The following is a 25413-nucleotide window of genomic DNA, read 5'->3' as shown; positions in this document are numbered from 1 at the left end:
GTGCATCGAGCCTGGCAAGATCTGCGTCTACCAGCGCAACAACGTCACCAACGACTTCCTGTACAAGAACGGCCTCGAACTGGTCGTCATCCCCAGCTGCGAGCTCTCTCGCGGCCGTGGCGGCCCGCGCTGCATGAGCATGCCGGCCTGGCGCGAAGACCTGTAAGGGTTTCCCGCCACCATCATTTTGTTAGGACGCCCTCTTCGCGCGCGCAAGCGGAGGGGGCTCCTGAACCGCCTGGGCATTCTGCGTGACGCAACAGATTCTATTGCGTGACGCAGGACCGGAAAAATGGCAGAACCCAGGCGGGTCTGCATAGTAAAGGAGGATTTCTCATGGGAGAAAAAGTTAAGGGTGTAGGCCTCTTTGGCCTCATCGGTCTCGTGGTGAGCTCCTGTATCGGTTCTGGCGTTTACGCCCTTTCCGGTCAGCTCGCCGGCGCAGCCGCTCCTGGCAGCGCTCTTATCGGCTGGGTCTTTGCCGGCGCAGGCTTCCTGTTCCTGGCTCTGTCCCTGGCCAACCTGGGCGCCAAGAAGCCCGAAGTTGAAGGTCTCTATCAGTACGCGACCGAGGGCTTCGGTCCCTTCGCCGGCTTCATTTCCGGCTGGGGTTACTGGCTGTCCGCATGGCTGGGCAACATCGGCTTCGCCACGATGGTGGTGCAGGTTCTGGGAAGCCTCTTCCCGGGGACCTTCGATGCCACCCTCACCGATCCGGCTGGCATTCTCAGCATCGTTATCGTGTCCATCTTCCTGTGGGCCATTACGTTCCTGGTAATCAACGGCGTTGAAAGCGCTGCATTCCTGAACGCAATCGTCATGATCGTCAAGATCGTCTCCATTCTGCTCTTCATCCTGTTCTGCCTCTTCGCCTTCAACGCCGGCGTGTTCTCCGCCGACTTCTGGGGCGAGTTCGAGCGCAACGTAGCCGTTATGGCTCTCAGCGAGGGCGAAGTGGAACTGGGCGGCATCTCCGACCAGATCATCAACTGCATCATTGCCATGATGTGGGTATTCATCGGCATCGAGGGCGCTACGGTTATGTCCAAGCGCGCTGCTCGTAAGTCCGATGTGGGCAAGGCCACCATCATCGGCCTCATCGTTCTGCTGGTTCTCTACATTGGCGCTTCCGTTCTTCCCTATGGCGTTATGCCCTACGAAGAGCTCATCGCCGCCGAGAGCCCCGCGATGATTTCCGTGTTCGAGTACCTGGCTCCCGGCTGGGGCGGCACGTTCATCTCCGTCGCCATCATCATCAGCGTTCTGGGCGCTTGGCTGTCCTTCACCATGCTCCCTGCCGAGACTTCCTCGGGCATGAGCGACGATCACCTGCTTCCCGCTTCCTGGAACAAGGTGAACAAGAAGAACGCTCCTTCCATGGCTCTGATCATCGTTGGTCTCTGCACGCAGGTCTTCCTGATCGTTGCGTTCGCCGCTGCCGACGCTTACACCTTCGCCATCAGCATGTGCACCGTTACCATCATGGTTTCCTGGGCTCTGGCTGCTGCATACCAGGTGAAGCTGGGCAAGGAAACGGGCGACACCAAGAACATGATCTTTGGTGCCATCGCCGTTGCCTTCCAGGTTCTGTGCATGGTGCTCGCCGGTTGGCAGTTCCTGCTGCTGGCCTGCCTGGGCTACATCCCCGGCTTCTTCTTCTACGCTAAGGCGCGCAAGGAAGCTGGCGCTTCCCTCACGCAGGGCGAGAAGATTGGTGCTGTCATCATCGGCATCATCGGTATCATCAGCATTCCGCTGACCGCTATCGGCTTCATTCCCGTGTTCTAAATTCTAGGCACATAGGGGGTTCGAAGGAGGAGGCAGCTTGCGCGGGTTGCCTCCTCTTCGTTTTCTAGTAAGGAGGGTTTATGCGTATCAAGACCATCGGAGTGGAAGAGTACCTGAACATCTGGGAGCACGACGCTACATGGGATATCGCTCAGTCCACCATCGCGAGCCTTACCATGGAGGAAATCCTGGCGCTTGACGGCAAGCAGGGCGAGACCTTCTACGAGCAGCTGAACCGCAAGAAGATGAATTACGGTTGGATCGAAGGTTCGGCTGACTTCAAAGAGGAAGTCGCGAAGCTCTACCGTAACGTGAACCCCGACAACGTGCTTCAGATGAATGGCGGTACGGGCGCGAACCTGAACGCCATCATGGCCCTGGTCGAGCCGGGCGACCACGTGATTGCCGAATATCCCACGTACCAGCCGCTGTACGACCTGCCCGCCGCGTTGGGGGCGGAAGTGGAGCACTGGCACATCCACGAGGAAGATGGCTGGCAGCCGCGTCTTGACGAGCTGAAGGCTCTTGTGCGCCCCGACACGAAGCTCATCTGCCTGAACAATGCCAGCAATCCGCTGGGCGCCATCATCACTACCGACGTGATGGAGGAAATCGTGGAAATCGCTCGCAGCGTTGATGCCTGGATTCTCTGCGACGAGGTGTTCTTCCCGCTTGAAGGCGCCGAAGCGTGCACGAGCATCGTCGACCTGTATGACAAGGGCGTATGCACCAACAGCGTGAGCAAGGACTACAGCGTTCCCGCCGCCCGTTGCGGCTGGACGGTGAGCAACAAGGAACTTGCTGATAGGATGCGCGTCCTGCGCGACTACACGATGATCTGCAGCGGCGTGTTCAACGACGCTCTGGCCACGTACGTGCTGCGCAACCGCGAGGCCATCGTCGAGCGCAATCTCGCCATCATTAGGAACAACCGTGCCATCACGCAGGAATGGATCGACTCCGAGCCACGTGTGAGCTGGATTCCGCCGAAGGGCGTGTCCGTAAGTTACATCAGGCTCGATATTCCCGAGGACGACGAGAAGTTCTGCCTCGACCTTTTGCGTGACGAAGGCGTCCTGCTCGTGCCGGGCAGCAGGTTCGACCTCCCTCGCGGCGCGCGTCTGGGCTATTGCGCCCCCGAGGAAACGCTGCGCGAGGGCTTGAAGCGCCTGGGTTCGTACCTGCGCAAGTTCGACTAGTTCACGCTATTGCGCTTGAAGCTGGAAGCCGTCCCGTTCGCGGGGCGGCTTTTTGCATCTTGGGGCGCTACGCGCGCGTGCGCCCTGCGGATTTGCGATTCGCGTGCCCAGGAGGGGATATAATGGCGAATCGTGAAAGGAGCACGCATGCTTTCCGAAGAGCTATCGAACGAACTCGACGCTTATCTGCGCGAACATTGGGACGAGATGGTGGAAGACCTCGCGTCGCTCGTGCGCGTGCGTAGCGTGGAGAATCTTGAAGGCGCCGCCGAGGGCGCCCCGTATGGCCCCGCATCTGTGCAGGGCCTAAAGGCTGCATTGGCCCTTGCCTCGCGTCTGGGATTCGAGACCCAGAATCTGGAAGGGTATATCGGTACGGCTGATATGCCAGGTGCAAGCGAGCGTCAGATTGGCGTGATCTGCCATTGCGATGTGGTGCCCGAGGGTGATGGCTGGCATTTCCCGCCCTTTGACATCACGCGCAAGGACGACTTTCTCATTGGTCGCGGCACGGCGGACGACAAGGGCCCGCTGGTGGTTGCGCTCCATGCGGCGAAGTTCCTGCGCGAGCGGGGCATGGCGTTTCCCTATACCCTGCGCTTCTTGGTGGGCGCAAACGAGGAAACGGGCATGCGCGATCTTGATTACTATCTCGCACGATACGAAGAGCCTCTGGTCACGATTTCGCCCGATGAGGAGTTTCCCCTCTGCTTCGGCGAGAAGGGCCACGTGAGTGGCTACTTCGAGAGCGAACCCTTCGACGGCGGCATCGTCCGCTCGCTGGAGGGCGGTCTTGCATACAACGCCGTGGCTGGTGCTGCGACGGCGGTGCTTAATGCGGCGCCCGAAGCCCTTACGGCTACCGAACGCGTTTCCGTTGAAGCCATGGAAGGCGGTACGCGCCTGATTGCACGCGGCGTGCAGGTGCATGCGGCGTTCCCCGAAGGCGGCGTGAACGCGATTCACGAGCTTGCCAAGGTCGTCCTCGCGTCGGAAGCCTGTACGGGCGACGAGCGCGCCTGGTTCGAATTCCTTGATGCGCTGCTGGGCGCAACCGATGGTTCGGGTGTTGGCCTTGCCTGCGCTGACGAGATGTATGGTCCGCTCACTTGCGTGGGTGGCATGGCTCGTATGGCCGATGGCAGGCTTCGCCAGACGGTGGACATCCGCTTCCCGGGCTCTACCAACGAAGACGACGTGGTGGCCGCGTTGGAAGCCCTTGCGCGCGAACACGGCGCGACGTGGCATACGAAGGATGTCGTGCCGCTCTTTTTCCAGGACCCGAACGGCAAGCTCGTGCAGACCCTGCTTTCGGCGTATCGCGACGTCTCGGGTGATATGCAGGAGCCCTACACGGTGGGCGGCCGCACGTATGCTGGCCATTTCACGCATGCCATCGCCTTTGGTGCGGGCGTGCATGGGGCGCGGTATCCCAATTGGGTGGGCGGCATGCACTGCGCTGACGAGGGCGTATCCGAGACGCTTCTTCAGCAGGCATTCAAGGTGTACGCGGTGGCGCTCGAGCGCCTCATGCAGGTAGACTGGATTGCGGAATATCCGGAACTCGCCTAAGAGCCGAATACATAGAATTCTTCAGACTATGAAAGGAACGATTATGTCCGAACCTTCTCTCGACGCATGGCTTGCTGAAGCCAAGAAAGACCCTAAGGCCAGCCAGTGCGGCATGTACCTGTTCCATAACGGCGTCGTGCGCGCCACGCCCAAAGCGCAGGTGCGCGGTGGGGAAGAGGGCCTGCCTGCCGTCGAGCGCGTCGACTTTTCCTATAACGCCGAGGGCGTGCAGGAGGCCATCGCGAAGACGCTCGAGCGCGAGGGCATCTACTATGCTCGCGTGTGGCTGGCGGAAGGCTCGGTGCCCGTGGGCGGTTCGCTGATGTACGTGCTCATCGGCGGCGATATTCGCCCTCGCGTCATCGACGCCCTCACGTTCCTGGTGGGCACCATCAAGAGCGAGCTGGTCGTGGAAGCGGAAGCGTACGTCGAGTAACGCGTTTCGGGGATACGGGCGCCTCGCTTGCGTGGGCGCCTGCGTTTCCTTGTGAGGTACGGAGGCAACGGCATGCAAAAGGTCACGATCGTCGCGACGGGCAAGTTGAAGGAGCGTTTCTGGAAAGACGCCTGCGCGGAATATCTGAAGCGCTTGGGGGCGTATGCCCAGGTGGAAGTGCGCGAGATTCCCGATAGCACGCGCGAGCGCGAAGAGCCGTTGCAGCTTGCCGCCCTGCAGGCCGCGAAGGGCGCGCATGTCATCCTGCTCGATATTCGCGGTCGCGAAACATCGAGCGAGGGTTTGGCTAGCAAGCTCGAGGGCCTAGCAGTGCAGGGCGATTCCCATGTGGTCTTCGTCATTGGCGGAAGCGATGGCGTGGGCGAATCGGTGCGCGCGATGGCGAACGAGCGCATGAGTTTCGGGCCCATCACCATGCCCCACAACCTCGCGCGCGTCGTGCTGCTCGAGCAAATCTACCGCGCATATAAGATTATTCGCCACGAGCCATACCATAAGTAGTGGGTAGCCTCGCGGTGTAGCGGATTGGGTCGTTTCGGGCTGCGTGCAGTTCTGTTCTTAACGAAAATTTACTTGCAAGGCGTATGCTTCGTCAGCACAATGGAGGTATGGAGCAGAAACGCAGCAGACATTCAGCACGCCCCTCGCATGCGGCCCATGGCGCCGCCATGCGTCACGACGCGCAGGGTTACAGCCGGCAGAACGCCGATTCGTATCGCCAGCGCGCCGCCCGCGCTCGCCTGGAAGAGCGCATGTCAGCTTCGGCGCCACAGGCCGAAGTCGATTCCCGTCGTTCCGCTCGCGCCGAAGAATCGGCGCGTTCTCATTCTCGCGCGCGTGCAGCGCGCCATCGCGAGGCGCAGGAAACGCCTCGCTCCGTCGATGCCCGCTATTCGCGTCGCGGCAATACGCGCTACGCCGACCAGGTGAACCCCAAGCATCGTCGCAATCGCATCATCGCGCGCGTTGCCATCGCCTTCGCCGCGTTGCTCGCGTGCGTGGGTGCCGCCGCGGCAATTTACATCGGCGTCATCAATGGGAACCTCTCCTCGGGCCTCGACGGCAATCTGAACGGCGTGCTCGTTCAGACGAACCTCACGAAAGAGCCGTTCTACATGGTGCTTCTGGGCACCGACGAATCCATTCAACGTGAAACCGACAGTACGACCGATGGCACGTACCGCACGGATACCATCATCCTGGCGCGCATCGACCCGGTGAGCAAGAAGGTCACGCTCATTTCCATGCCACGCGATTCGTACGTGAGCATGGGATCGTACGGCGAGCATAAGCTCAACGCCGCGTACGCGTACGGCGGTGCCGAGCTGGCGGTAACCACCATTTCCGATTTGGCCGATGTCGACATCTCGCATTTTGCCCTCGTCGACATGGATGGCGTAGTTGAAATCGTGGATGCCCTTGGCGGCATCGAAGTCGACGTGCCCATGGAAATCGACGATGATATGGCTGGCGGCCATTTGGATGCCGGCGAGCAGACGCTCAACGGCGAGCAGGCCCTCATTCTCGCGCGTAGCCGTCATGCGTACGACGACTACGGCAACGGCGATACGTACCGCGCCGCTAACCAGCGTCTCGTCATTTCGGCCATCGTGAAGAAGCTGCTCGCTTCCGACCCCGCCACCATAGCGAGCTCGGTTACGGCGCTTTCCGAATGCGTTCAGACCGACCTTTCCGTATCGGACATCGTGGGTCTGGCCCAGGCCATGAAGGGGCTCGATTCCTCCACCGACATCTACAGCGCGACCATGCCCACGACCTCGGCGTACGTCGACGGCCTGTGGATCGAGCAGGTGAACAAGAGCGAGTGGAAGACCATGATGAGCCGCGTCGACCAGGGGCTTTCGCCCACCGAGTCGTCGGAGGTCGACAGCGTGACGGGCGTGGTGCTTTCTTCGGCGGGCGATAACGCCGCGGAAGCAGCTGCCGCGGCGGCTGAGTCTAAGGATGGCAAGATCGTCGTGCGCAATGGCTCGGGGTATTCGGGCCTGGGTTCGGAAGTTGCCACGTCGCTCACGAACGCCGGCTATACCGTTTCCAGCACGGGCAATGCCGACAACTTCGATTACAAGAACACCGTCGTTTTGTACAACGACTCGTCGCGCGCCGCGCAGGCGAAGGCCATTGCGCAGGTCATCGGCCATAACGCTTCCGCTCAGGCGAACGATGGCAGCTACAGCATCACGGGCGACTTCCTCGTCATCGTGGGCTCGAACTACATGAACACCACTTCCTAGAACCTGGCGAGTCGCGCCTTGCTGGCTGGGTGAAACACCCTGAGTTAACCTCTTCGTGCCCAAAAGGGCACAGCGCCCGTGGCACTTTCGTGTGGTAAAGTGCCGATTTCCCGTATCCGCTTGCATGCTTGATACAATGCTGGGCAAAACAAATGCTTCGAACGCGCGCGAGCGCGGGCGGAAGGGAGGTTCACATGTCGCTGCCAGCACCCAAGGCCGACGCGAAAGCCGATAACCGTACCACCGTTGAGCTGGGCTCGGTGCTTCCACGCACCGCTACCGTGAAGGACGGCCATCTGTTCGTTGGCGGTGTCGACATGGTGGAACTGGCGCGCGAGCAGGGTACGGCCCTGTACGTGTACGACGAGGAAGATCTTCGTTCCCGCATTCGCGAGTACCGCGAGGCCTTCGCCGAGTTTTACCCCAATTCCGAAGTCATCTACGCCAGCAAGGCGTTTCTGAATCGAGCCATGGCGCGTCTCGTTTCCGAAGAAGGCGCTAACCTCGACGTTTCCGGCGGCGGCGAGCTTGCCATTGCCCAGGCCGCGGGCTTCCCCATGGAGCGCGTGTTCGTGCATGGCAACAACAAGACGCCGCAGGAACTGGAAGAGGCCATTTCTGCGGGCGTTGGCTGCATCGTGCTCGACAGCCGTATCGAGCTCGACCGCGTGAACGAAATCGCCGGTCGCTTGGGCAAGGTGCAGGATGTCTACATGCGCATCACCCCTGGCGTCGAAGCCGACACGCACGAGTACATTCGCACGGGTATGGAAGACAGCAAGTTCGGCTTCACCATGCGCGAGGATTTCGCCTTCAACTGCGTGGGCGACGTGTTGGAAGCCAAGAACGTTCACCTGCGTGGCCTGCATATGCACATCGGCTCGCAGATCTTCAAGCTGCATCCCTTCGGCGAGGCCATCGCGGTGGGCATCGGCCTCATCGCGCGCATCAAGGAGCGCTACGGCTTCGAGATCGACGACCTCGACGTTGGCGGCGGCGTGGGCATTGCCTACATGGCAACCGACGCACCTGCCACCATTCGCGAGTTCGCCCAGATCACCGCTAACGCGCTGCACGAGCAGTGCGCAAAGTTCGGCGTGAAGGAGCCGCGCGTGCTCACCGAGCCCGGCCGCAGCATTGCCGCTTCCGCGGGCGTTACGCTCTACACGGTGGGCATCCTGAAAACGCTGCCCGGCATTCGCAAGTACGTGGCCATCGACGGTGGCATGAGCGACAACGTGCGCACCGCCCTGTATCACGCCGATTACGAGGCGACCATCGCCAACAAGGCCGACCAGCCTCGCACCGAAATCGTCACGTTGTGCGGCAAGCATTGCGAAAGCGGCGACGCCGTGGTGCTCGATGGCTCGCTGCAGGCTCCCGAACTGGGCGATATCGTTGCCGTATTTGGCACGGGTGCGTATTGCCGCAGCATGAGCAGCAACTACAACGGCCAGCCCCGTCCGGGCGTGGTGTTCGTGAAGGACGGCGAGGCCCGTCTGGTAACGCGCAGGGAAACGTACGCCGACCTTCTGGCGTGCGACATCGATTAACATAGACGGATACACTGCGGGAAAGGAATTGGCATGACGGTGAAACTTGGACTGGTTGGCACGGGTACGGTCGGCGGCGGTTGCCTTGATATCCTGTCCGCCCATCGCAACGACTTCAAGCGCCTGAACGGCATCGACGTCGAGCTGGTGCGCGTCTGCTCCCGCAATTCCCAGGTTGCCGAAGCCCATGGCGTGGGCGATATCTTCACCACCGATTTCAACGACGTGGTGAACGACCCGCAGGTCGACATCGTCATCGAGCTCATCGGCGGCACCACCGCGGCGTACGACCTGGTTATCGGCGCGCTGAACGCCGGCAAGAACGTGGTTACCGCCAACAAGGCGCTCATGGCCACGCATGGCGAGGAAATCCTTTCCCTCGCACGCGAAAAGGGCCTGGAAGTTGCCTACGAGGCAAGCGTGGGCGGTGGCATCCCCATCATCGGACCGCTGTCGCATGGCCTGCATGCGAATGGCATTTCCAGCGTTCTGGGCATCGTGAACGGCACGACGAACTACATGCTCACGCGCATGAGCGAGACGGGCGCAACGTACGACGACGCCCTGGCCGAAGCGCAGGAAAAGGGCTTCGCCGAAGCCGATCCCACGGCTGACGTCGATGGCTTCGATGCCGCGGCGAAGATCGCCATCCTTTCCACGATTGCCTTCAACACCCCTGTTGGCAGAGACGACGTATACACCGAGGGCATCCGCAACATCATGCCCACCGACTTGGCCGCTGCCAAGGAGATGGGCTACTGCGTGAAGCTGCTGGCAATTGGCAACCGTACCGACGCCGGCATCGACGTGCGCGTGCACCCCACGATGGTACCCCTTTCCCATCCGCTGGCTACGGTTAATGGCGTGTTCAATGCCATTTACGTGGTGGGCGACGCTGTTGGCGAGACGATGTTCTTTGGCGAAGGCGCCGGCGCCGGTGCTGCCGCCAGTGCCGTTATGGGCGATGTGCTGGAAGTGGCCCGCCACGTGCAGCAGGGTTGTACCAACCAGGTTATTCCCGGCAACGATGCGCTTCCGCTCGTCCCCATGGAAGACCTCACCACGCGCTATTACATCCGCTTCGTGGTGGAAGACCGTCGCGGCGTTCTCGCATCCACGGCGCGCGTGTTCTCCGATCACGACGTGAGCGTGTACTCGGTCATCCAGCGCGGCAGCAACGAGAGCGTTTCTGGTGTCGACCTGGTGTACATCACGCACACGGCGCAGGAGCGCGACATCCGCGCGGCCATCGAGGACATCCGCGCGCTCGACGGCGTGCTGGTGGAGGGACAGGAGCCCACGGTTATCCGCGTGCAGAAGTAAGCGCGCGTCACATGCATTCGAAAGGGCGTTGCCATGCGGCAGCGCCCTTTTTCATTGTGCGAATGCGCTGGCCAATAGCTTGCTGATTCTTTGTATGGTAAAATGTACACGTTTGTCTATTGGGAGAGAACGACGTTTCTCTCGAAAGGGGTATTACTATGATTTGTCCGAAATGCGGCGCTTCTCAGCTGGAGGGTACGAAGTACTGCACTTCGTGTGGAAGCGACCTCACGGGTGCCGTCGAAGCACCGGCGGCCGACGCTGCCGAAACCCAGCCTCAGGCTCCCGCACAGCCCGTTCAGCCTGCTCAGCCCGTGGCCGAGCCCGCTGTTGCACCCACCCAGCCCGTTACGGGCGCCGTGCCCCCGGCTGGCTACACGCAGCCCGGCACCATTCCCGCATCTACGGGTACCAACGGCAAGGTTACCGCTGCGTTCGTGTGCGGCATCCTGTCCATCGTCTTCGCGTTCCTGATCTCCTTCGTGGGCCTTATCCTGGGTATCGTGGCCATCGCCCTGGGCTCCAGCGCTTACCGCGAGACGCAGGAGCAGCGCGCCAAGACGGGCAAGACCTGCGGTATCGTGGGTCTGGTGATTTCCGTCGTCTTCATCATCCTGTCCATCGTGTTCGCTGCCACGCTGTTCGCCCTCATCGATCAGTATTCTGGCACTAGCAGCAGCCTGAACACGGTAAACCCCGTGCCGTCCATCTCCTCCTCGTCCTCCGACGAGACCGAGGCCATTACGGCTGTTCAGGATTACCTCGACGAGAACCTTACGTACTCCACCAGCGAAATCAGCTCGATTGCGTCCGAAATCGATAGCTCGTTCGCCGAAACCACGGGCTTCGAACTGTCCGCGATTGGCGTCGACTCGACGGAGTTCGCGCAGTGGATGCTGGGCGACCTTTCCGGTACCGCCACGAGCGCAAGCCTCAATAACGGCTCGGGCGAAGTCTCCGTCACCATCACGGTGCGCGATTTCAATTCCTTCATGACCACGTTCGGGAATTCCGTCGATAGCGTCGATTCCTCCACGATTTCCAGCGCGAGCGATGCATATGCGCTCATCGGCAGCCTCATGAAGGATGCCATGGCCTCCACGCCCATGGTGAGCAAGTCCCTCACCATCGATGTCGACAACTACTCCGGTGGCTGGGAAGTTTCCTATCCCTCCCTCACCGCGAGCGACATCTCCGACGTTATCTACGGCGGAATGGACGTTCAGTAATTCGGCCGAACATAGTTCGACGCAACGAACGCCGCTCGATTCGTCGGGCGGCGTTTTTCTTTGCGCGAGTTGTTGCCTTTGTGCCGTAACGCACGCGTAACGCGGCCCCTATCGGGAGGCATGTTAGAATCGGTACACTGTTGTATCGAGATGCCGAAGGGAGACGTGCATGGCCGCGGAACGCGCTAATCGCAAGATTGCCCTGGTCACCATGGACGTGCGTCTGCCCGGCGAAACGCAAGGCCTCGATCGCACGGCGTTCATCGCCGACACGCTGGCGAAGGCGGGCTATTCCGTCGACCTTATCACCAGCTCCTTCCAGCACTGGGATAAGGCCCAGCGCGATACCTCGAACCCTATGTATCGCGGCTATGCTTTCAACGTCGTGTTCATCGACGCTCCCAGCTATGGCAAGAACATCACGCCTGCGCGCGTGTACAACCATACGCTCGTCTCGCGGCGCCTGAAGGCGTATTTCAAGGCGCATCCCGGCTACAGCCTGGTGCTCGCCAAGGTTCCGCCGAACGATATGGCGCTTACGTGCGCCAAATATGCCGAGGAAGCGGGCATTCCCTTCGTGGTTGACGTGAACGACCTGTGGCCCGAAGCCATGCGCATGGTGTTCGACGTGCCCGTGCTTAGCTCGCTTTTGTTCCGCGGATTCAAGCGCGATGCCGAAGCAGTCTACGCGCGCACTACCGCCGCCATTGGCACTTCGGAAGAATATGCGCTGCGCCCCAGCAAGTATATGAATCACGTCATTCCGCATATCACTGTGTATGTGGGCAACGACGTTTCCGCCTTCGATGCCGAGGCTGCCGCACATGAGTCCTTGGTACATAAGCCCGAAGACGAATTCTGGGTTACCTATGCGGGCACCATTGGCACCAGCTACGACATTCGCACCATGGTGCTTGCTGCCGACCATTTGAAGCGCTGCGGGCATACCGACGTGCGCATGGTCATTCTGGGCGACGGCCCGCTTGCCCCCGAACTGCGCCAACTTGCCGCGCAACTTGGCTGCAACTGCACGTTTTTGGGGTATCGTCCCCACGAGGAGATGGCTGCGTACCTGCAGGCCTCCGACGTGCTGGTGAACTCCTTCGTGAAGAAGGCCCCGCAGAGCATCGTTTCGAAGATTGGCGATTATCTGGCTGCGGGCAAGCCCATGATCAATACGCTGGCGAACGAGGAGTTTACCCGCAAGGTCACCAACGATGGCTTTGGCGTGAACATTGCTTCGGAAGACCCCGATGCCCTGGCTGCCGCCATTCTTGAACTGCAGGAACGTCCCCAGGTGCGTGCTCGCATGGGCGCTGCTGCTCGCCGCATTGCCGAAGAGCAGTTCGATCGTCCGGTTGCCTACCAGCGTATCGTCAAGCTCGTCGACAATCTGCTTTCCGAATAGCACCCCCTGCTTGCTGCGCCGCCTACGGGTGGCGTTTTTCATGCCCGAAATGGGAAGAACCCGCATCGGGCTGCAGGCCAATGCGGGTTCGCTTCTTGGAACCTGCTGCGCACGGGGAGGGGATCCGTGCGCAGCGCGGAATCGCGTAAGACGCGTCGCGTGGGGCGTACGCGACCGGGATTGGTTACATGGCGCCCAGGCGCTTGCCCAGCACGTAACCCTGGGTGTAGTTGTGGCCCAGATTCAGGCCAAACACGGTGAGCGGGTAGTCGATGCCGCCATAGAAACCGCCCGCTACGTTGCCAATGGCGTACAGGCCGGGAATGGCCTCGCCTTCGGGCGTAACGCACTGCAGGTCGTCGTTCACCTTCACGCCGGAGCACAGGGCGCTCATGCGCACGTGGCGATGAATGCCGTAGTAGGGCGGGGTGTCGATGGTCTTCAGGTAGTCAGGCTTCAGGCCGAAGTCCACGTCGGCTCCGTTTGCGCACAGCTCGTTGAAACGGGCGATGGTCTTTTTGAAGTTGGAAACGTCGGTGACGCCCAGTTTCTCGGCCAGCTCGTCCAGCGTGTCGGCTTTGTAGGTGCCGATCATCGTGGGGATGACCGCCTTGCGCTCAACGTCCTCTTCGGGCATGTAGACGCGCAGCGCCTCGGGGTCGACGAGCTTGCCTGGGAAGTTCGCGGCCTTTTCCATGTATGCGGAGTCGAAGACCTCGATGTAGTTGCCGCGGTCCTTTTCGCTGCGAAGGTAGCAGTTCATGAGCGACATCTCGGTGTCTTCGCGGCAGAAGCGCTCGCCATCCATCTTCATGCGCAGGAAGGGCATGTCGCACATCGAGGCGGGGCCTGCATCGAAGTCGTGGAGCATCTTGGTGTGGCCGATCTCCTCGATGCAGCCGCCGGCCCAGACGACCATCTTGTGGCCGTCGCCCGTGCGACCGTGCTGCTTCTGGTCGAGATGCTGCAGGTCGGGGAGGTAGTACTTCAGCATTTCCTCGTCATTTTGGTAGTCGCCGCTGGCGATTACCACGCCCTTGCGTGCGTTGAGCTTCACGTAGGTGTGTTCGGGGGTGAGCGCGATGACGCCCGTTACGCGGCCGTCTTTGTCCTGCACGAGCTGCTTGGCTGGCGTGCTGTAGAAGATTTCGACGCCTTCGCTTTCGGCCTGCTTGCACATGGCCTTCATGCCGTCGCCCGTGCAGTAGGGCTTGGGGCCGAAGAACGACGTGACGAACGACATGTTGTAGCCGAATTTCTTGATGAGGGGCATGTGCTGCACGTTGCCCTGGTCGATGACCTGAGCGCCTCCCGCAGCTGCTTTCTCGATGACCCACTTCACGGCTTCGCCGCTGTTCTGGGCCCACATTTCGATGAGCGCGCGGTTGGGGCGGTGCTGGCTGTCGGTCATGAGCTGGCCTACCAGGTGAGCAACGTGGGCAGGGTCGCTGTTCTGCAAGTCGATGCCCGAGCCGGAATTGCCATGGGCAGAGGCTTCCGCTTCCTTCTGCAGCAACGCTACGCTCGCGCCGTTTTCAAGCGCGGAAAGCGCGCAGGGGACGCCGGGGCTGCCCGCGCCGATGACCACGACATCGTAGTCTCGCTCTTCGGCGATGTTGGTTATGGGCTCGGGCTTGTTGGCTAGGAAGCCGGGCAGGCCATCGCGGAAGTGACCCGCTTCGGTGGTGATGCCCTCGGTGGTGGAGCCGCCGTACCCCTTCGCCTCGGCGCTCTTCGAACCGCAACCCGACAGGGCTGCGGCGCCTGCGACGCTTGCGGCTGCAACGCCGCCGAGCTTGAACAGGTCGCGCCTGCTAAAAGACTGTCCCATGGTTTCATCCCTCCAGTGATGTGATTTGTCGTGCCGTCCCACCTCGTCTGCGGGGGCGGCGTCTTGCTGGGGCACACTGTAGAGTGCGGGGTGCGTGTATTTCTTCGCCTGTTTGCGAATTGGTTGGGGGATTGCTATCACCCTCACGTACTCACCCTAGGCTCATCTGGGGAAACGCAAATGTGCACTAGTAGGGTGTGAGGTGTGGATTGCGTATAATACCCCTATGCGAGAAACGGTTTGGAGGGAACGTGCCGTCATCCGACGAGAAGAAGGGGCGCAAGGGCGAGGGAGCCAGCGCGCCCGCAGGGAAAAAGCGCCGCGAAAAAGACGCCAATAGTGAGGGTGGTGCGCTCGATAGCCCCATTGCCCTAACCGAGGCGAACTTCGCGTCGTTCGCATATGAAGATGGCGTTTCGGGAGCGAAGCGCCTTCCGCTGGCGTGGGTCGTCGACAAGATGCCCTATGTGCCGCTGGCATTTTTGGGCCTCGCGCTGTACCGCGCGTGGATTGAGCTCGTGTACGTAGGCTCGTTCATACCCTTCCCGTACGATGGTTCGGCCATTCATAACTACTACGATATTGCGATGGTCACGACGCTGTTCCTGTGCGCTGCGCTGCATCGCCGCATCGAGCCTCTTTTTCGCAGCAGGATTTTCTACGCTGTTGTAGCGATATGCATGCTCGTGGGTACGGTGGGCATGTTTGCCGGACTGTTGGGCTACGCTTCGTTCGCGTGCGGCATCGTGTCGGTTGCCGTGGGCGGTGTGGGCACCGCGGGCATCATCCTGCTCTGGTCGGAGCTGTACGCATCCCTTTCGCCCTATCGCGTGGGACTGTATTATTCCGCGTCCATCATTGCGGCGGCATGCGTGCTCTATCTGTGTCGTGGCCTGCTTCTTCCTTGGCAGTTCGGCATGGCGATGCTCCTGCCTCTTGGGTCGCTCGCCTTCGTGGCTCTGGGCTTCATCGGTTTGCCGCCAGCCGAGCGTCCCCATGCGTCCACCGCGCGCTTTAGCTTTCCCTGGAAGCCCGTTCTCATCATGGCCGTGTATGCCTTTGCCTACGGCTTGCGCGAACTCAGCCAGTACGGCATGGGCATCGGTCCTCATTCGTCGCCGGGCGCGCTCGTGGTGGGCGTGCTCTTGTTCTTGTGGATCTACCTGCGCGGCAGCACGTTCGATTTCTCGTATTTCTACCGCGTGGCGCTTCCTCTCATGATGGGCGCGTTTCTGGTGCTTCCTGCGTTCGGTACGCTGAACGAGGTCGTCTCCGACTTCTGCGCCACGGCTAGCTACACCGCGTTTTCCGTGCTCATCATGCTTATCCTGGCGAATATGTCGTACCGCTACGGCATGAGCGCCGTGTGGCTGTTCGGCATCGAGCGCGGCGTTCGCGCTCTCTTCTCGATGGGTGGCCGCTGCACTGCGCATGGCCTGATGTTTGTGGGCGACCCCGATACGAACGCGCTCATCATCGGCGTCGTCACCGTAGCTCTGGTGGTTATCGGAACGCTGCTGTTCACGAGTGAGAAAGACTTCTCGAGCCGATGGGGCGTGTCGTTTCGCGCGGAAGGGGCCTCGCAGGCCGACCTTGCGCGCATGCGTCGCGAAGACCGTGCGCTCCGTTGCGACGAGCTTGCGGGGCAGTTCGGTCTTTCCCCACGTGAGCGGGAGGTATTGCAGCTCCTCGCGCGCCGTCGCACCGTGGGGCAGATTCAAACCGACCTGGTGGTTTCGAAGGACACGGTGAAGACGCACGTGAAGCATATCTATCGCAAGATGGGCATTCACAGCCGCGCCGAGCTGTTCGACCTGCTGGGCATGAGTGACGAAGCGTAGCGAGCCCGCACTCCATTTGCAGTACGCCTTCTGCGGTATTTTTCCTTGGGAATGATGTGCGCGCGAATCGCACGAAGCGGTCGACCTCGCCCCGAATCATATACTCGGCGTGCATGACGTATGAGGGATGGAGCATCATGAGTGCAAAGGAAAACCAAGGCTTCGGACGCATCGCCGCCGTCTATCTTCTGGGCCTGCTGCTGGGCGGCCTGTACGTGGGGCTCATCGCCCCGCTTAGAACGGTCATTCAGGCCGATTTGGAAATCGATAATTCCCTGGGCATCTGGATGGTGAACGTTTACACGCTGTTCTACGCCTCAACGATTCCCACTACTGGCAAGCTTGCCGATCGCTATGGGCGCAAGCGCATTTTCACCTGGTGCATGGGCATCTTCGCATTCGGTTCGCTTCTGTGCGGCCTGGTGCAATTCGCGGGCGGATTCCCCCTGCTCATCGTGGGTCGCGTGATTCAGGCAATAGGTGCTGGTGGCATTATTCCCGTTGCCACGGCCGAAATGGGCGCCTCCGCCCCCGAAGGCAAGCGTGGCATGTGGCTGGGCATGGCTGCCGCGACAGCTGGCATTTCCAACGTTGTTGGCGCTGCCGTGGGCAGTGGCATCGTGTCCATCGCGGGTGCCGAAAACTGGTGTTGGGCGTTCTTCATCGCCGTTCCCGTGGGCTTGCTTCTGATGCTGGGCTCTCGCGCGTGGCTGCCCAACCGCGCCGTGGAAAGCCATGGCAAGCTCGATGTGGTTGGTTCGCTGCTGTTCACCGTGATGATTCTTGCGCTGCTGCATAGCTTGTTCGCCATCGAGAACGCTGGCTTCGCGAGCATTCGCACGCTTATTCCCCTGGCGCTGTTCGTGGTGATCGTTCCCGTGTTCCGCTTCTGGGAGCGCCGTGCGAGCGATCCCATCTTCCATTTGGAGTACCTGCACAACGCGCGCATCGTGATTACCATGGTCGTATCGTTCCTGGTGGGGTGCGTCATCATCAGCATGGTGCTTATTCCCGAGTTCGCCGAGGCGGCGCTCGACCTGCCGCTGGGTTCGGGTGGCTTCTACATGGCCATCATGGGCATCTTCGCCGTCGTGGGCCCGCCGATGGGCGGCAAGATCATCGACAAGCGTGGCGCGAAGCCGGTGCTTATCGGCGGCCTGGGCGTCACGGCGATTGGCTTTGCGCTGCTCGCCTTCGTAGTCGCGCCCAATCCCTCCGTCGTGGGCCTGGTGCTGGGTCTGGCTGTGGTAGGCCTGGGCATGGGCTTCGCCATGGGCACGCCGCTCAACTACATGATCCTCGAGAACACCTCGGCCGAGGATTCCAGCTCCGCTATCGCCACCATCGCGCTTATTCGCCAGGTGGGAACGACGGTTGCCCCCGCGCTGCTCATCAGCTTGGCGGTTACCGGCGTGGGCGGCATTGGGTACCAGGGCCAGCTGGCGGCTATCGTCGCGTTGTGCGTCTTGTCCGTGCTTGTGATGCTCCTCTACACGTCGCCTTCCAAGAAGTAGCGCTTCGCCCTTCCTGTTGCTCTGCGTTAAACGGCGCCCGCCTTTCGGCGGGCGCTTTCCGTCTGGTATCATGTGCGGGTTGTTGCATGTACCTGATAGGGGATTGATATGGATCACAATCCGGCGGAAGGACGCGAGCATTTCGCCTCTCGTCTTGGATTTATTCTCGTGGCGGCAGGTTGCGCCATCGGCTTGGGCAATGTCTGGCGCTTCCCCTATATCGCCGGTGAGTACGGTGGCGGCGCGTTCATTCTGCTTTACGTGCTCTTCCTCGTCATCCTGGGTCTGCCCGTGATGGTGATGGAATTCGCCGTGGGCCGCGCAAGCCAGAGCAGTACCGCCCGCGCGTTCCACATCTTGCCGTCGAAGCGCAATTTCCGTTGGTTCAGCTGGTGGGGCTACGTGGGTTCCATGCTGCTGCTGATGTTCTACACCACTATCTGCGGCTGGATGCTCGCCTATATTCCGCGCCTGGCTTCGGGCGAATTCACGGGTGCGGGCGTGGAAGCGGCCGCTGCGTCGTTCGACGCGCTTATCGCCGACCCCGTTCAGCTCGTTCTGTTCATGCTCCTTTCCGTGGGCGTGGGCGTTGCCGCCACGATGGGTGGCCTGCGCAACGGCGTGGAGCGTGTTTCGAAGTTCATGATGGGCGCCCTGTTCATCATCATGCTTGCGCTGTGCGTGCGCGCGGTCACGCTGCCTGGAGCCGACGCCGGCATTGCCTTCTACCTGCAGCCCGATTTCTCGCGTCTGTTCGCGGGCGATACGCTGCAGGAGCAGCTTGCCACGTTCGGCGATGCTCTGTATGCGGCTATGGGCCAGGCGTTTTTCAGCCTTTCCGTGGGCATGGGCGGCATGGCCATCTTCGGTTCGCGCATCGGCAAGGAACGCAGCCTCACCACCGAGGCGCTTTCCGCCACGGGGCTCGATACGCTGGTCGCCTTCATGGCTGGCCTCATTATTTTCCCCGCCTGCTTCGCGTTTGGCGTTAGCCCCGATTCGGGGCCTTCGCTCGTGTTCGTGACGCTGCCCATCGTGTTCGGCAGCATGCCCTTGGGTAACGTGTGGGGCGCACTGTTCTTCGTATTCATGGGCTTCGCTGCGCTTTCCACGGTTATCGCCGTGTTCGAGACGCTCGTTTCCTGGACGATGGACCGCTGGGGCATCAGCCGCACGCAGGCCGTTATTCGCAATGGCCTGGCGCTGGCCGTGCTCAGCATTCCGTGCGCGCTTGGCTTCAACGTGCTTTCGGGCGTTGTCGTGCCGGGTTTGGGCGATATTCAGTCGGTGGAGGACTTCATCGTGTCGAATAACATCCTGCCGCTGGGCGGCATCGTGTTCGCAGTATTCTGCTGCACGCGCCTGGGCTGGGGCTGGGACCGCTTCATCGAGGAGGCCGACGCTGGCGATGGCATCAAGTTCCCGACGCAGCTTCGCCTATGGTGCACGTGGGGCATCCCTGCGCTTATGATCGTCATTTTCATTCTGGGGTACGTGCCGAAGATTACTGCGTTACTGGGGTAGCGTGTCATCGGAAACCGTCATTTCTCAAGAGCCCTTCGGGGCTCTTTTTTTCGCGTCGTTCTTTCCCGGGCAATTGTTTGCGCAGGTGTTGGGGCATATTTCCGGCGTGAAAATTTTCTCCCCGAAAGCTTGCATTGCTAAATTCAATTGTGTACAATCGGATAGAGCAAAACGGTTATCGATTGGAGTCGATATGAGCAGTATTTACGATTACAGCGTACCCACCGCCGATGGCGGCAACCTCAACCTCGCGGACTACAAGGGCCGCGTGATGATCGTTGTCAACACCGCCACGGGCTGCGGGTTCACCCCTCACTACGAGCCTCTCGAGGCGATGTACGAGAAGTACCACGAGCAGGGCCTCGAAATCATCGACGTTCCCTGCAACCAGTTCAATGGCCAGACCCCTGGCTCCGACGAGGAGATTCACGAGTTCTGCACCCTGAACTACAACACGCAGTTCCCGCAGATGAAGAAGTCCGACGTGAACGGCGAGAACGCGCTTCCGCTGTTCGAGTACCTGAAGAGCCAGAAGGGCTTCGAGGGTCTGGGTCATGGTCCGAAGGCGCTTGCCATGAGCGCGATGCTCAAGGCCATCGACAAGGACTACAAGAAGAACCCCGATATCAAGTGGAACTTCACCAAATTCCTGGTCGACCGCGAAGGCAACGTGGTCGGTCGTTTCGAGCCCACGACAGATATGTCCAAGCTGGAATCTGCCGTAGCTGAGCTCATCGCTCAGTAGGGGCGCTTTCGGGCCACGGGTGCGTGACGCCGGGGCAATCTAACGAGCAGGCGTCATCATCCAAGAATGCCGGCGGTCTCATTATCGGGGGTCCGCCGGCATTTTCTTTTCCCTGTTCCCAGCAATACGCACTCCGCGTACATGCCTGCCGCTTGGGCAGCTTGCACGTTCCTGCGTATGCGGAGGCGTTATTCGAGGGGCTGTAGCCCGTCGATGGCGAGCTTGTCGAACAGCTCTTCGCGCGAATGGATGTCGAGCTTCTGATAGATGTGCCTGATGTGCGCCTTGGCGGTTCCGTTTGCGATGAACAGCTCGCGCTCGATGATGCCCACGGTTTTGCGCTGCGCCAGCAACAGAAGCACTTCCGACTCACGCGTGGTGAGGCCGTATTCCGAAGCGAGCGCGTGGCAGCGGTCGGCGACTTCCTGCTTTTGCACGATTTCGCGGGTGGCTGCCGTCTGATCGAGGAACGTGGCGCCCCAACGGCTGGAAAGGTCGCGTTCGGAAAGGAACACGAGGGTACCGCCCAGCACGGCGCAGATGCTGAGGGCTCCTACTACGTAGGTGCTGTCGAAGGAGCCTAGCATGAAGGTGGCTGCCGCCCAGCTGAGGATGCGCCCCAGGCACATGAGCAGGATGCGCACGCCGCGTTCGATGCCGAAGAGCCATACGGCCGATACGCCGTAGCGGTAGCAGATATTGCTGCAGATGAGCATGATGAGGATGGACATGGCGGTATAGCCGCCCGAAATGCACAGATTGGAAACCACTGCGCCCGAAAAGCCCAGAGAGGGGATAACCAGCAGCGCCACGATCATGAGGGGCAGGGCCATGCGGTAGATGATGTTGAAGTCGAACTTGTCGCCCAGCATAAGCACGCCGCCGAATACCACGCACGCCACGATAACGGTGCCAGGCGCGGAGTGCGGCCCGAAGAAGCCTGAATACAGGGGCTGCTCCAGCGTGCCGTAGGCGAATGCGTAGAGCGCCATCATGAGTACGGCCTTCCAGGGCACGCTAAAGCGCACCCAGGTGGCGCCAGGGAGCTCGGCCTTTGGCAGCTGCCCGAACGCGCGGCGCGCGAGCGCCAGCGAGGATAGGGGCAGAAGCAGCGTGAGCGCGAACAGCCAGGGCGCGCGGAAGCCCTCGAAGATGTAGACGATCAGGGCGCCTACGATGATGGAGGCGGAGTAGTACATGGCCACGCGTAGGGGGTTCAGGCAGCCGTAGAGCTCGCTCCACAGCAAGATGGTGAACCCGATGCCCACGCCGCCCAGCAGCGCGCAGGGCAGGCCCAGAAGCGATGCGTATTCGGGTGCCCATATGGAGATGAACATGCCACAGGTGGAAAGGGTGAGCATGATCGCGCTGGCCACGAATACGGGCTTGCGGCGGTATAGCGGCCCGATGCGCTTCGCTAGCAGCATGCATGCGAGAAGCATGCCGCTCGTGGCGAAATCGAACGTGTCACGTAACGTGAACGTGGCGGCGGGGTAGTGCACGAAAGACCCCACGAAGACGATTTCGATCCATGCGCGGTAGATGCCAAGCCCCAGAAACGCGAGGGGTATGGCGGGCAATCTGTCGCGCCAGGTGCGTTTTTTGCTCGAATCATCGGTGCCGGTTACGGCAGCGCATTCTTCAGACATTCTTTTTTCGATGCGCTTGTCGCGGCGCATCCTTCCTCCCACATCGCATTTTATCAGAGGTGCATGTACTGCGCACTCACTCTGTTTTCCCAGGTCGCCAGGGGGTTATATGAGGGGGTTAGGGAAATAACCCCGAAAAATGGGCGTTTGGTCGATGCATGGAGGATATGTGAAGGCCTATGGTGCAGGTGTCGGCGGGACGTCAGCCTGCAGCCAGCGTCTCCGCCGACTCCCAAAAGCGGGAGGGAACCGCTTGGGGGAACGGACGGCGGGAGGGCCGCCGTCAAGAGGGGCCCCGGGTAGGGGCAATCTACAGGAGGGAACAATATGAGTACTATTACGAGGCGCGATCTGTTCAAGTTCGGCGGCGTGGCCGCGGCTTCCGTGGCGGGCGCAAGCGCGCTTGCGGCATGCTCTTCGCCCAAGGGCGCGAGCGAGAAGGCCGCCAGCACCGGCGCTACGGCTGACGGGCTGCCCAGCTTCTTCGCTTCTCCCGACCCCATTACCGACATCGCGGAAACCAAGGATTACGAGATCGTGGTCATCGGCGCTGGCGCCGCTGGCGTGCCCTGCGCACTTTCCGCCTTCGAAAAGGGCGCCAAGGTAGCTCTTCTGCAGAAGGAAAAGACCGCTATCAGCCAGGGCAACACCTGCGACTCCATCGACATCGCCAATAGCGATCCGGCGGGCGTGCAGGCATGCATCTCGCTGACCACGCAGGACTGCTGCCATCGCACGCGCCGCGAGCAGGCCGAGCTGTGGGCCAACAACTCCTTCGAGGCCCTGAAGTGGCTGTGGGACATCGCCCAGAAGGCTGGCGCCCAGACGGTGGACACCACCGCCAAGTGGACGAGCGCCATCAAGACCATCGACGGTTACAACGTGAACTACTTCGCGTTCGACTTCGGCCCCAAGCCCTACAACACGGGCAACGGCATGCGCGACGTGGCCAAGTACGCCGAAGAGCAGGGCATGGAAATCTTCTACGAGACCCCGGCTCAGCAGCTGGTCGTTGAAAACGGCAAGGTCACGGGCGTTATTGCCAAGGCCAACGGCAAGTACGTGAAGTTCAACGCCTCCAAGGGCGTTGTAGTTGCCACGGGTGACTACGAGAACGACGACGACATGATGGCCTACTACAATCCCGATATGGCCAACCTGTACCGCAAGGAGCAGAACAAGACCGGTGACGGCCAGAAGATGATGGTGTGGGCAGGCGCCCGCATGGAATCCGTGAACGGCTCCAAGGTCATTCACGACTTCGATGCCGGCCCGGGTTCCATGGCCGACATGCCGTTCCTGTGCGTGAAGAACGACGGCACCCGCTTCTGCAACGAGCAGCGCTCGAGCATGGCCGTCATGGGCAACTTCCTCACCAGCGAGGAAGACGCCGGCTGGTACACCCAGGTGTTCGATAGCGACTACATGACCGCCTGCGCCGAGTGGCCGGGCAAGCTGGTCGATCCCGAGGGCATGAAGGCTTACATGCCCGAAGAGAGCGGCGAGAAGAAGGGCGTGTACGAGAACCTCATCAACACGTTCAAGGCCGACACCATCGAAGAGCTGGGCAACAAGCTGGGTCTGACCGACGTGAAGACCTTCGTGAAGACGGTCGAGCGCTACAACGAGCTGGCAGCCAAGGGCGTCGACGAGGACATGGGCAAGGCCGCCAAGTGGCTTGCGCCGATTGCCACGCCTCCGTTCTACGGCATCCATCGTCACGTGGGCGTTTCCACGGTCATCCATGGCGTGAACGTGAACGGCGACATGCAGGTTCTCGATAAGGATGGCAAGGTCATCGAGGGTCTGTACGCCATCGGCAACTGCGCTGGCAACTTCTTCGGCAGCCCCGACTATCCCATGACGGTGCCCGGTCTTTCCCTGGGCCGTGCGCATACGCAGGGCTACGTGGTGGGCCGCGCTCTGGCTGACAAGTAAACGGGATCCTCTGGCTGGGGCGTCGCATCCCTTACGCGTCTAGCGCGTCGACGCCCCGCTTCCCTATGGAAATCTTTTCTTGTCGCCTGCGTTTACTACCCTCCCGCGCGGGCGACATTATATGGACGGGGCGACCATTGCGGTCGCCCCGTTTTTCGTTGCATGCGTGTTGTGGCCGCGGCAGGGCACGAACGAAGCGAATCGCCTGGTCGATGGTTCGCGGTACGGGCTCGCTTCAACCCGATTCTCGCTGGGTATTAGCGGGCTATTCCTCCGCCTAGGCAGATAGCGTCGTCGTAGAGAACAACGGACTGGCCAGCGGCGATGCGCTCGTGATCTTCCTCGAAGGTAAGCAGGGCCCGCGAATCGTCGGCGCTGGCTAGCTGGGCCCAGGCGAGCTCGCCGGTGTGCCGCGTGCGAATTTGGTATCGCCCGGTGGCAGGCGCCATGCCGGCAATCCACGAAGTGCGGTCGAGCTCCACGGTGCGCTCCCCGCGTTCCAGCGACTCCTTGCTTTCGCTGACCAGCACGGTGTTCGAATCCATGTCTTTGCCGACGACGTACCAGGGGCCTCCGCTGAGGTTCAGGCCCTTGCGCTGGCCAAGCGTGTAGTAGATGGCTCCTTCATGCGCTCCGAGCTTCTTGCCCGTTTCGGCGTGCACGATATCGCCGGGTTTCGTTTCCACGTACATGCGTAGGAAGTGGCGGATGCTCGCTTCTCCCACGAAGCAGATGCCCTGGCTGTCGGGCTTGTCGGCGCTGGGCAGGTTGCGTTCCGCTGCTAGCCCGCGTACCTGGGGTTTCGTGAGGTTTCCCAGGGGGAACAGCGTGCGATTCACCGCGTGCTGCGTCATGCGGTACAGGAAGTACGTTTGATCTTTGTGCGTATCGGCTGCACGAAGCAGATGACGCTGCTCGGGCGCCTGGTTGGGCTGCCCGTCGTTCCATTCGGTGCGCGCGTAGTGGCCCGTGGCGATGAGGTCGAACCCGTCCTCTTCGGCGGCCTGCAGGAACATGCCGAACTTAACTTCCTGGTTGCACATGACGTCGGGGTTGGGCGTGCGCCCCGCGGCGTATTCGGCCACCATGTAATCCACCACGTCATGCTTGTACGCTTCCTGGAAGTCGTAGACGCGGAAGTCGATGCCCAGGCGCACCGCCGTGCGCTTCGCGTATGCCAGGTCGTCGGCCCAGGGGCAGCGCGCCCCGGGGATGTCGAGCGTCCAGTTTTTCATGTACGCGCCGGTTACGTCGTAGCCGGCTTCTATAAGCAGAGCTGCGGAAACGCTGGAATCCACGCCACCGCTCATGCCCACGAGGACCTTGGGCTTGCTCATCGCGCCATCCTCTCGTACTCGCTGTGCAGTGCTGCGGAGATAAGCTGGGCGGCAACTACGGTATTCTCGCGCGAGGACAGGTGGCCCAGCGTGAGGCGCAAGCTTCCGTCGGCCAGGGTTGGCTCGAGGCCGATGGCTTCGAGCACGTGACTGCGCGTGTCCTTGTTGGCGGCGCATGCGGCGCCCGTGCCCACGAGGACGTTCTTCTCCTCGAGCAGGAACACGATGCGCTCGGCGTCGATGCCGGGGA

The 25413-nt window shown here is 61.1% G+C and carries 19 protein-coding genes and 1 pseudogene; 16 read left to right on the top strand and 4 right to left on the bottom strand.

Annotated elements, in window-relative coordinates; all coding sequences use genetic code 11:
- From AC04P6_RS05600 to AC04P6_RS05550, 11 genes are all read left to right on the top strand, one after another.
- Positions 1–166: arginine deiminase family protein (locus AC04P6_RS05600; RefSeq protein WP_475565637.1), on the top strand; the 166-nt coding region annotated here is incomplete at its 5' end.
- A gap of 170 nt (positions 167–336) precedes the next feature.
- The gene (locus tag AC04P6_RS05595) at positions 337–1788 is read left to right on the top strand and encodes a basic amino acid/polyamine antiporter (protein ID WP_475565636.1); all 1452 of its coding nucleotides are present in this window, start codon (positions 337–339) and stop codon (positions 1786–1788) included.
- An 80-nt stretch (positions 1789–1868) separates the two neighbouring features.
- Positions 1869–2987: an aminotransferase gene (locus AC04P6_RS05590; RefSeq protein WP_475565635.1), complete on the top strand. Its 1119-nt coding sequence runs from the start codon at positions 1869–1871 to the stop codon at positions 2985–2987.
- Between the two features lie 147 nt (positions 2988–3134).
- Positions 3135–4559, top strand: a complete 1425-nt coding sequence (locus tag AC04P6_RS05585; protein WP_475565634.1) for a Sapep family Mn(2+)-dependent dipeptidase — start codon at positions 3135–3137, stop codon at positions 4557–4559.
- A gap of 43 nt (positions 4560–4602) precedes the next feature.
- Positions 4603–4995 carry a molybdenum cofactor biosynthesis protein MoaE gene (locus AC04P6_RS05580; RefSeq protein ID WP_475565633.1) on the top strand — a complete coding sequence of 131 codons (393 nt, stop codon included), beginning with the start codon at positions 4603–4605 and terminating at the stop codon, positions 4993–4995.
- A 72-nt stretch (positions 4996–5067) separates the two neighbouring features.
- The gene (locus AC04P6_RS05575) at positions 5068–5517 is read left to right on the top strand and encodes a 23S rRNA (pseudouridine(1915)-N(3))-methyltransferase RlmH (RefSeq protein ID WP_475565632.1); all 450 of its coding nucleotides are present in this window, start codon (positions 5068–5070) and stop codon (positions 5515–5517) included.
- A 107-nt stretch (positions 5518–5624) separates the two neighbouring features.
- Positions 5625–7271, top strand: coding sequence for an LCP family protein (locus AC04P6_RS05570; protein ID WP_475565631.1), 1647 nt, complete (start codon positions 5625–5627; stop codon positions 7269–7271).
- A 194-nt stretch (positions 7272–7465) separates the two neighbouring features.
- The gene (gene lysA, locus AC04P6_RS05565) at positions 7466–8824 is read left to right on the top strand and encodes a diaminopimelate decarboxylase (protein ID WP_475565630.1); all 1359 of its coding nucleotides are present in this window, start codon (positions 7466–7468) and stop codon (positions 8822–8824) included.
- A 33-nt stretch (positions 8825–8857) separates the two neighbouring features.
- Positions 8858–10147 (top strand): homoserine dehydrogenase, encoded by a 1290-nt coding sequence (locus AC04P6_RS05560; protein ID WP_475565629.1) that lies wholly within the window; start codon positions 8858–8860, stop codon positions 10145–10147.
- A gap of 158 nt (positions 10148–10305) precedes the next feature.
- Complete coding sequence (locus AC04P6_RS05555; protein ID WP_475565628.1) at positions 10306–11376, top strand: hypothetical protein; 1071 nt, start codon at positions 10306–10308, stop codon at positions 11374–11376.
- A gap of 169 nt (positions 11377–11545) precedes the next feature.
- Positions 11546–12784, top strand: coding sequence for a glycosyltransferase family 4 protein (locus AC04P6_RS05550; RefSeq protein WP_475565627.1), 1239 nt, complete (start codon positions 11546–11548; stop codon positions 12782–12784).
- Positions 12785–12968: 184 nt separating this feature from the next.
- On the opposite strand, the gene AC04P6_RS05545 is transcribed toward AC04P6_RS05550, so the two are convergent.
- Positions 12969–14615 carry an FAD-binding protein gene (locus tag AC04P6_RS05545; RefSeq protein ID WP_475565626.1) on the bottom strand — a complete coding sequence of 549 codons (1647 nt, stop codon included), beginning with the start codon at positions 14613–14615 and terminating at the stop codon, positions 12969–12971.
- A gap of 251 nt (positions 14616–14866) precedes the next feature.
- Between AC04P6_RS05545 and AC04P6_RS05540 the strand changes: the two genes are divergently transcribed.
- The 4 genes from AC04P6_RS05540 to AC04P6_RS05525 all read left to right on the top strand — a co-directional run bounded on the left by AC04P6_RS05540 (position 14867) and on the right by AC04P6_RS05525 (position 20239).
- Positions 14867–16456, top strand: a complete 1590-nt coding sequence (locus AC04P6_RS05540; RefSeq protein ID WP_475565625.1) for a helix-turn-helix transcriptional regulator — start codon at positions 14867–14869, stop codon at positions 16454–16456.
- 137 nt (positions 16457–16593) lie between these two features.
- Positions 16594–17970 (top strand): MFS transporter, encoded by a 1377-nt coding sequence (locus AC04P6_RS05535; RefSeq protein WP_475565624.1) that lies wholly within the window; start codon positions 16594–16596, stop codon positions 17968–17970.
- A gap of 108 nt (positions 17971–18078) precedes the next feature.
- Positions 18079–19494, top strand: coding sequence for a sodium-dependent transporter (locus tag AC04P6_RS05530; RefSeq protein WP_475565623.1), 1416 nt, complete (start codon positions 18079–18081; stop codon positions 19492–19494).
- A 193-nt stretch (positions 19495–19687) separates the two neighbouring features.
- Positions 19688–20239 carry a glutathione peroxidase gene (locus AC04P6_RS05525; RefSeq protein WP_475565622.1) on the top strand — a complete coding sequence of 184 codons (552 nt, stop codon included), beginning with the start codon at positions 19688–19690 and terminating at the stop codon, positions 20237–20239.
- A 188-nt stretch (positions 20240–20427) separates the two neighbouring features.
- Here the strand turns inward: AC04P6_RS05525 and AC04P6_RS05520 are convergent, their stop codons facing one another.
- Positions 20428–21888: a helix-turn-helix transcriptional regulator gene (locus AC04P6_RS05520; RefSeq protein WP_475565621.1), complete on the bottom strand. Its 1461-nt coding sequence runs from the start codon at positions 21886–21888 to the stop codon at positions 20428–20430.
- Positions 21889–22215: 327 nt separating this feature from the next.
- Between AC04P6_RS05520 and AC04P6_RS05515 the strand changes: the two genes are divergently transcribed.
- The gene (locus AC04P6_RS05515; protein ID WP_475565620.1) at positions 22216–23826 is read left to right on the top strand and encodes an FAD-dependent oxidoreductase; all 1611 of its coding nucleotides are present in this window, start codon (positions 22216–22218) and stop codon (positions 23824–23826) included.
- 257 nt (positions 23827–24083) lie between these two features.
- On the opposite strand, the gene mnmA is transcribed toward AC04P6_RS05515, so the two are convergent.
- Together mnmA and AC04P6_RS05505 are read right to left on the bottom strand one after the other, a co-directional pair.
- Positions 24084–25163: a tRNA 2-thiouridine(34) synthase MnmA gene (gene mnmA, locus AC04P6_RS05510; RefSeq protein ID WP_475565619.1), complete on the bottom strand. Its 1080-nt coding sequence runs from the start codon at positions 25161–25163 to the stop codon at positions 24084–24086.
- Positions 25160–25413, bottom strand: a pseudogene (locus AC04P6_RS05505) (cysteine desulfurase family protein); the annotation flags it as partial. The pseudogene AC04P6_RS05505 and the gene mnmA, both read right to left, overlap by 4 nt.

This window comes from Denitrobacterium sp. (assembly GCF_056180635.1).
The sequence above is the reverse complement of the archived record's forward strand: the minus strand, read 5'-3'. Positions and strand labels throughout refer to the sequence as shown.

Coding starts and splice junctions, on each gene's coding strand:
- AC04P6_RS05560 (WP_475565629.1), top strand. CDS start 8,858: ATGACGGTGAAACTTGGACTGGTTGGCACGGGTACGGTCGGCGGCGGT.
- AC04P6_RS05580 (WP_475565633.1), top strand. CDS start 4,603: ATGTCCGAACCTTCTCTCGACGCATGGCTTGCTGAAGCCAAGAAAGAC.
- AC04P6_RS05530 (WP_475565623.1), top strand. CDS start 18,079: ATGGATCACAATCCGGCGGAAGGACGCGAGCATTTCGCCTCTCGTCTT.
- AC04P6_RS05550 (WP_475565627.1), top strand. CDS start 11,546: ATGGCCGCGGAACGCGCTAATCGCAAGATTGCCCTGGTCACCATGGAC.
- AC04P6_RS05575 (WP_475565632.1), top strand. CDS start 5,068: ATGCAAAAGGTCACGATCGTCGCGACGGGCAAGTTGAAGGAGCGTTTC.
- AC04P6_RS05525 (WP_475565622.1), top strand. CDS start 19,688: ATGAGCAGTATTTACGATTACAGCGTACCCACCGCCGATGGCGGCAAC.
- AC04P6_RS05590 (WP_475565635.1), top strand. CDS start 1,869: ATGCGTATCAAGACCATCGGAGTGGAAGAGTACCTGAACATCTGGGAG.
- AC04P6_RS05515 (WP_475565620.1), top strand. CDS start 22,216: ATGAGTACTATTACGAGGCGCGATCTGTTCAAGTTCGGCGGCGTGGCC.
- AC04P6_RS05570 (WP_475565631.1), top strand. CDS start 5,625: ATGGAGCAGAAACGCAGCAGACATTCAGCACGCCCCTCGCATGCGGCC.
- AC04P6_RS05585 (WP_475565634.1), top strand. CDS start 3,135: ATGCTTTCCGAAGAGCTATCGAACGAACTCGACGCTTATCTGCGCGAA.
- mnmA (WP_475565619.1), bottom strand. CDS start 25,163: ATGAGCAAGCCCAAGGTCCTCGTGGGCATGAGCGGTGGCGTGGATTCC.
- AC04P6_RS05520 (WP_475565621.1), bottom strand. CDS start 21,888: ATGTCTGAAGAATGCGCTGCCGTAACCGGCACCGATGATTCGAGCAAA.
- AC04P6_RS05555 (WP_475565628.1), top strand. CDS start 10,306: ATGATTTGTCCGAAATGCGGCGCTTCTCAGCTGGAGGGTACGAAGTAC.
- lysA (WP_475565630.1), top strand. CDS start 7,466: ATGTCGCTGCCAGCACCCAAGGCCGACGCGAAAGCCGATAACCGTACC.
- AC04P6_RS05535 (WP_475565624.1), top strand. CDS start 16,594: ATGAGTGCAAAGGAAAACCAAGGCTTCGGACGCATCGCCGCCGTCTAT.
- AC04P6_RS05595 (WP_475565636.1), top strand. CDS start 337: ATGGGAGAAAAAGTTAAGGGTGTAGGCCTCTTTGGCCTCATCGGTCTC.
- AC04P6_RS05545 (WP_475565626.1), bottom strand. CDS start 14,615: ATGGGACAGTCTTTTAGCAGGCGCGACCTGTTCAAGCTCGGCGGCGTT.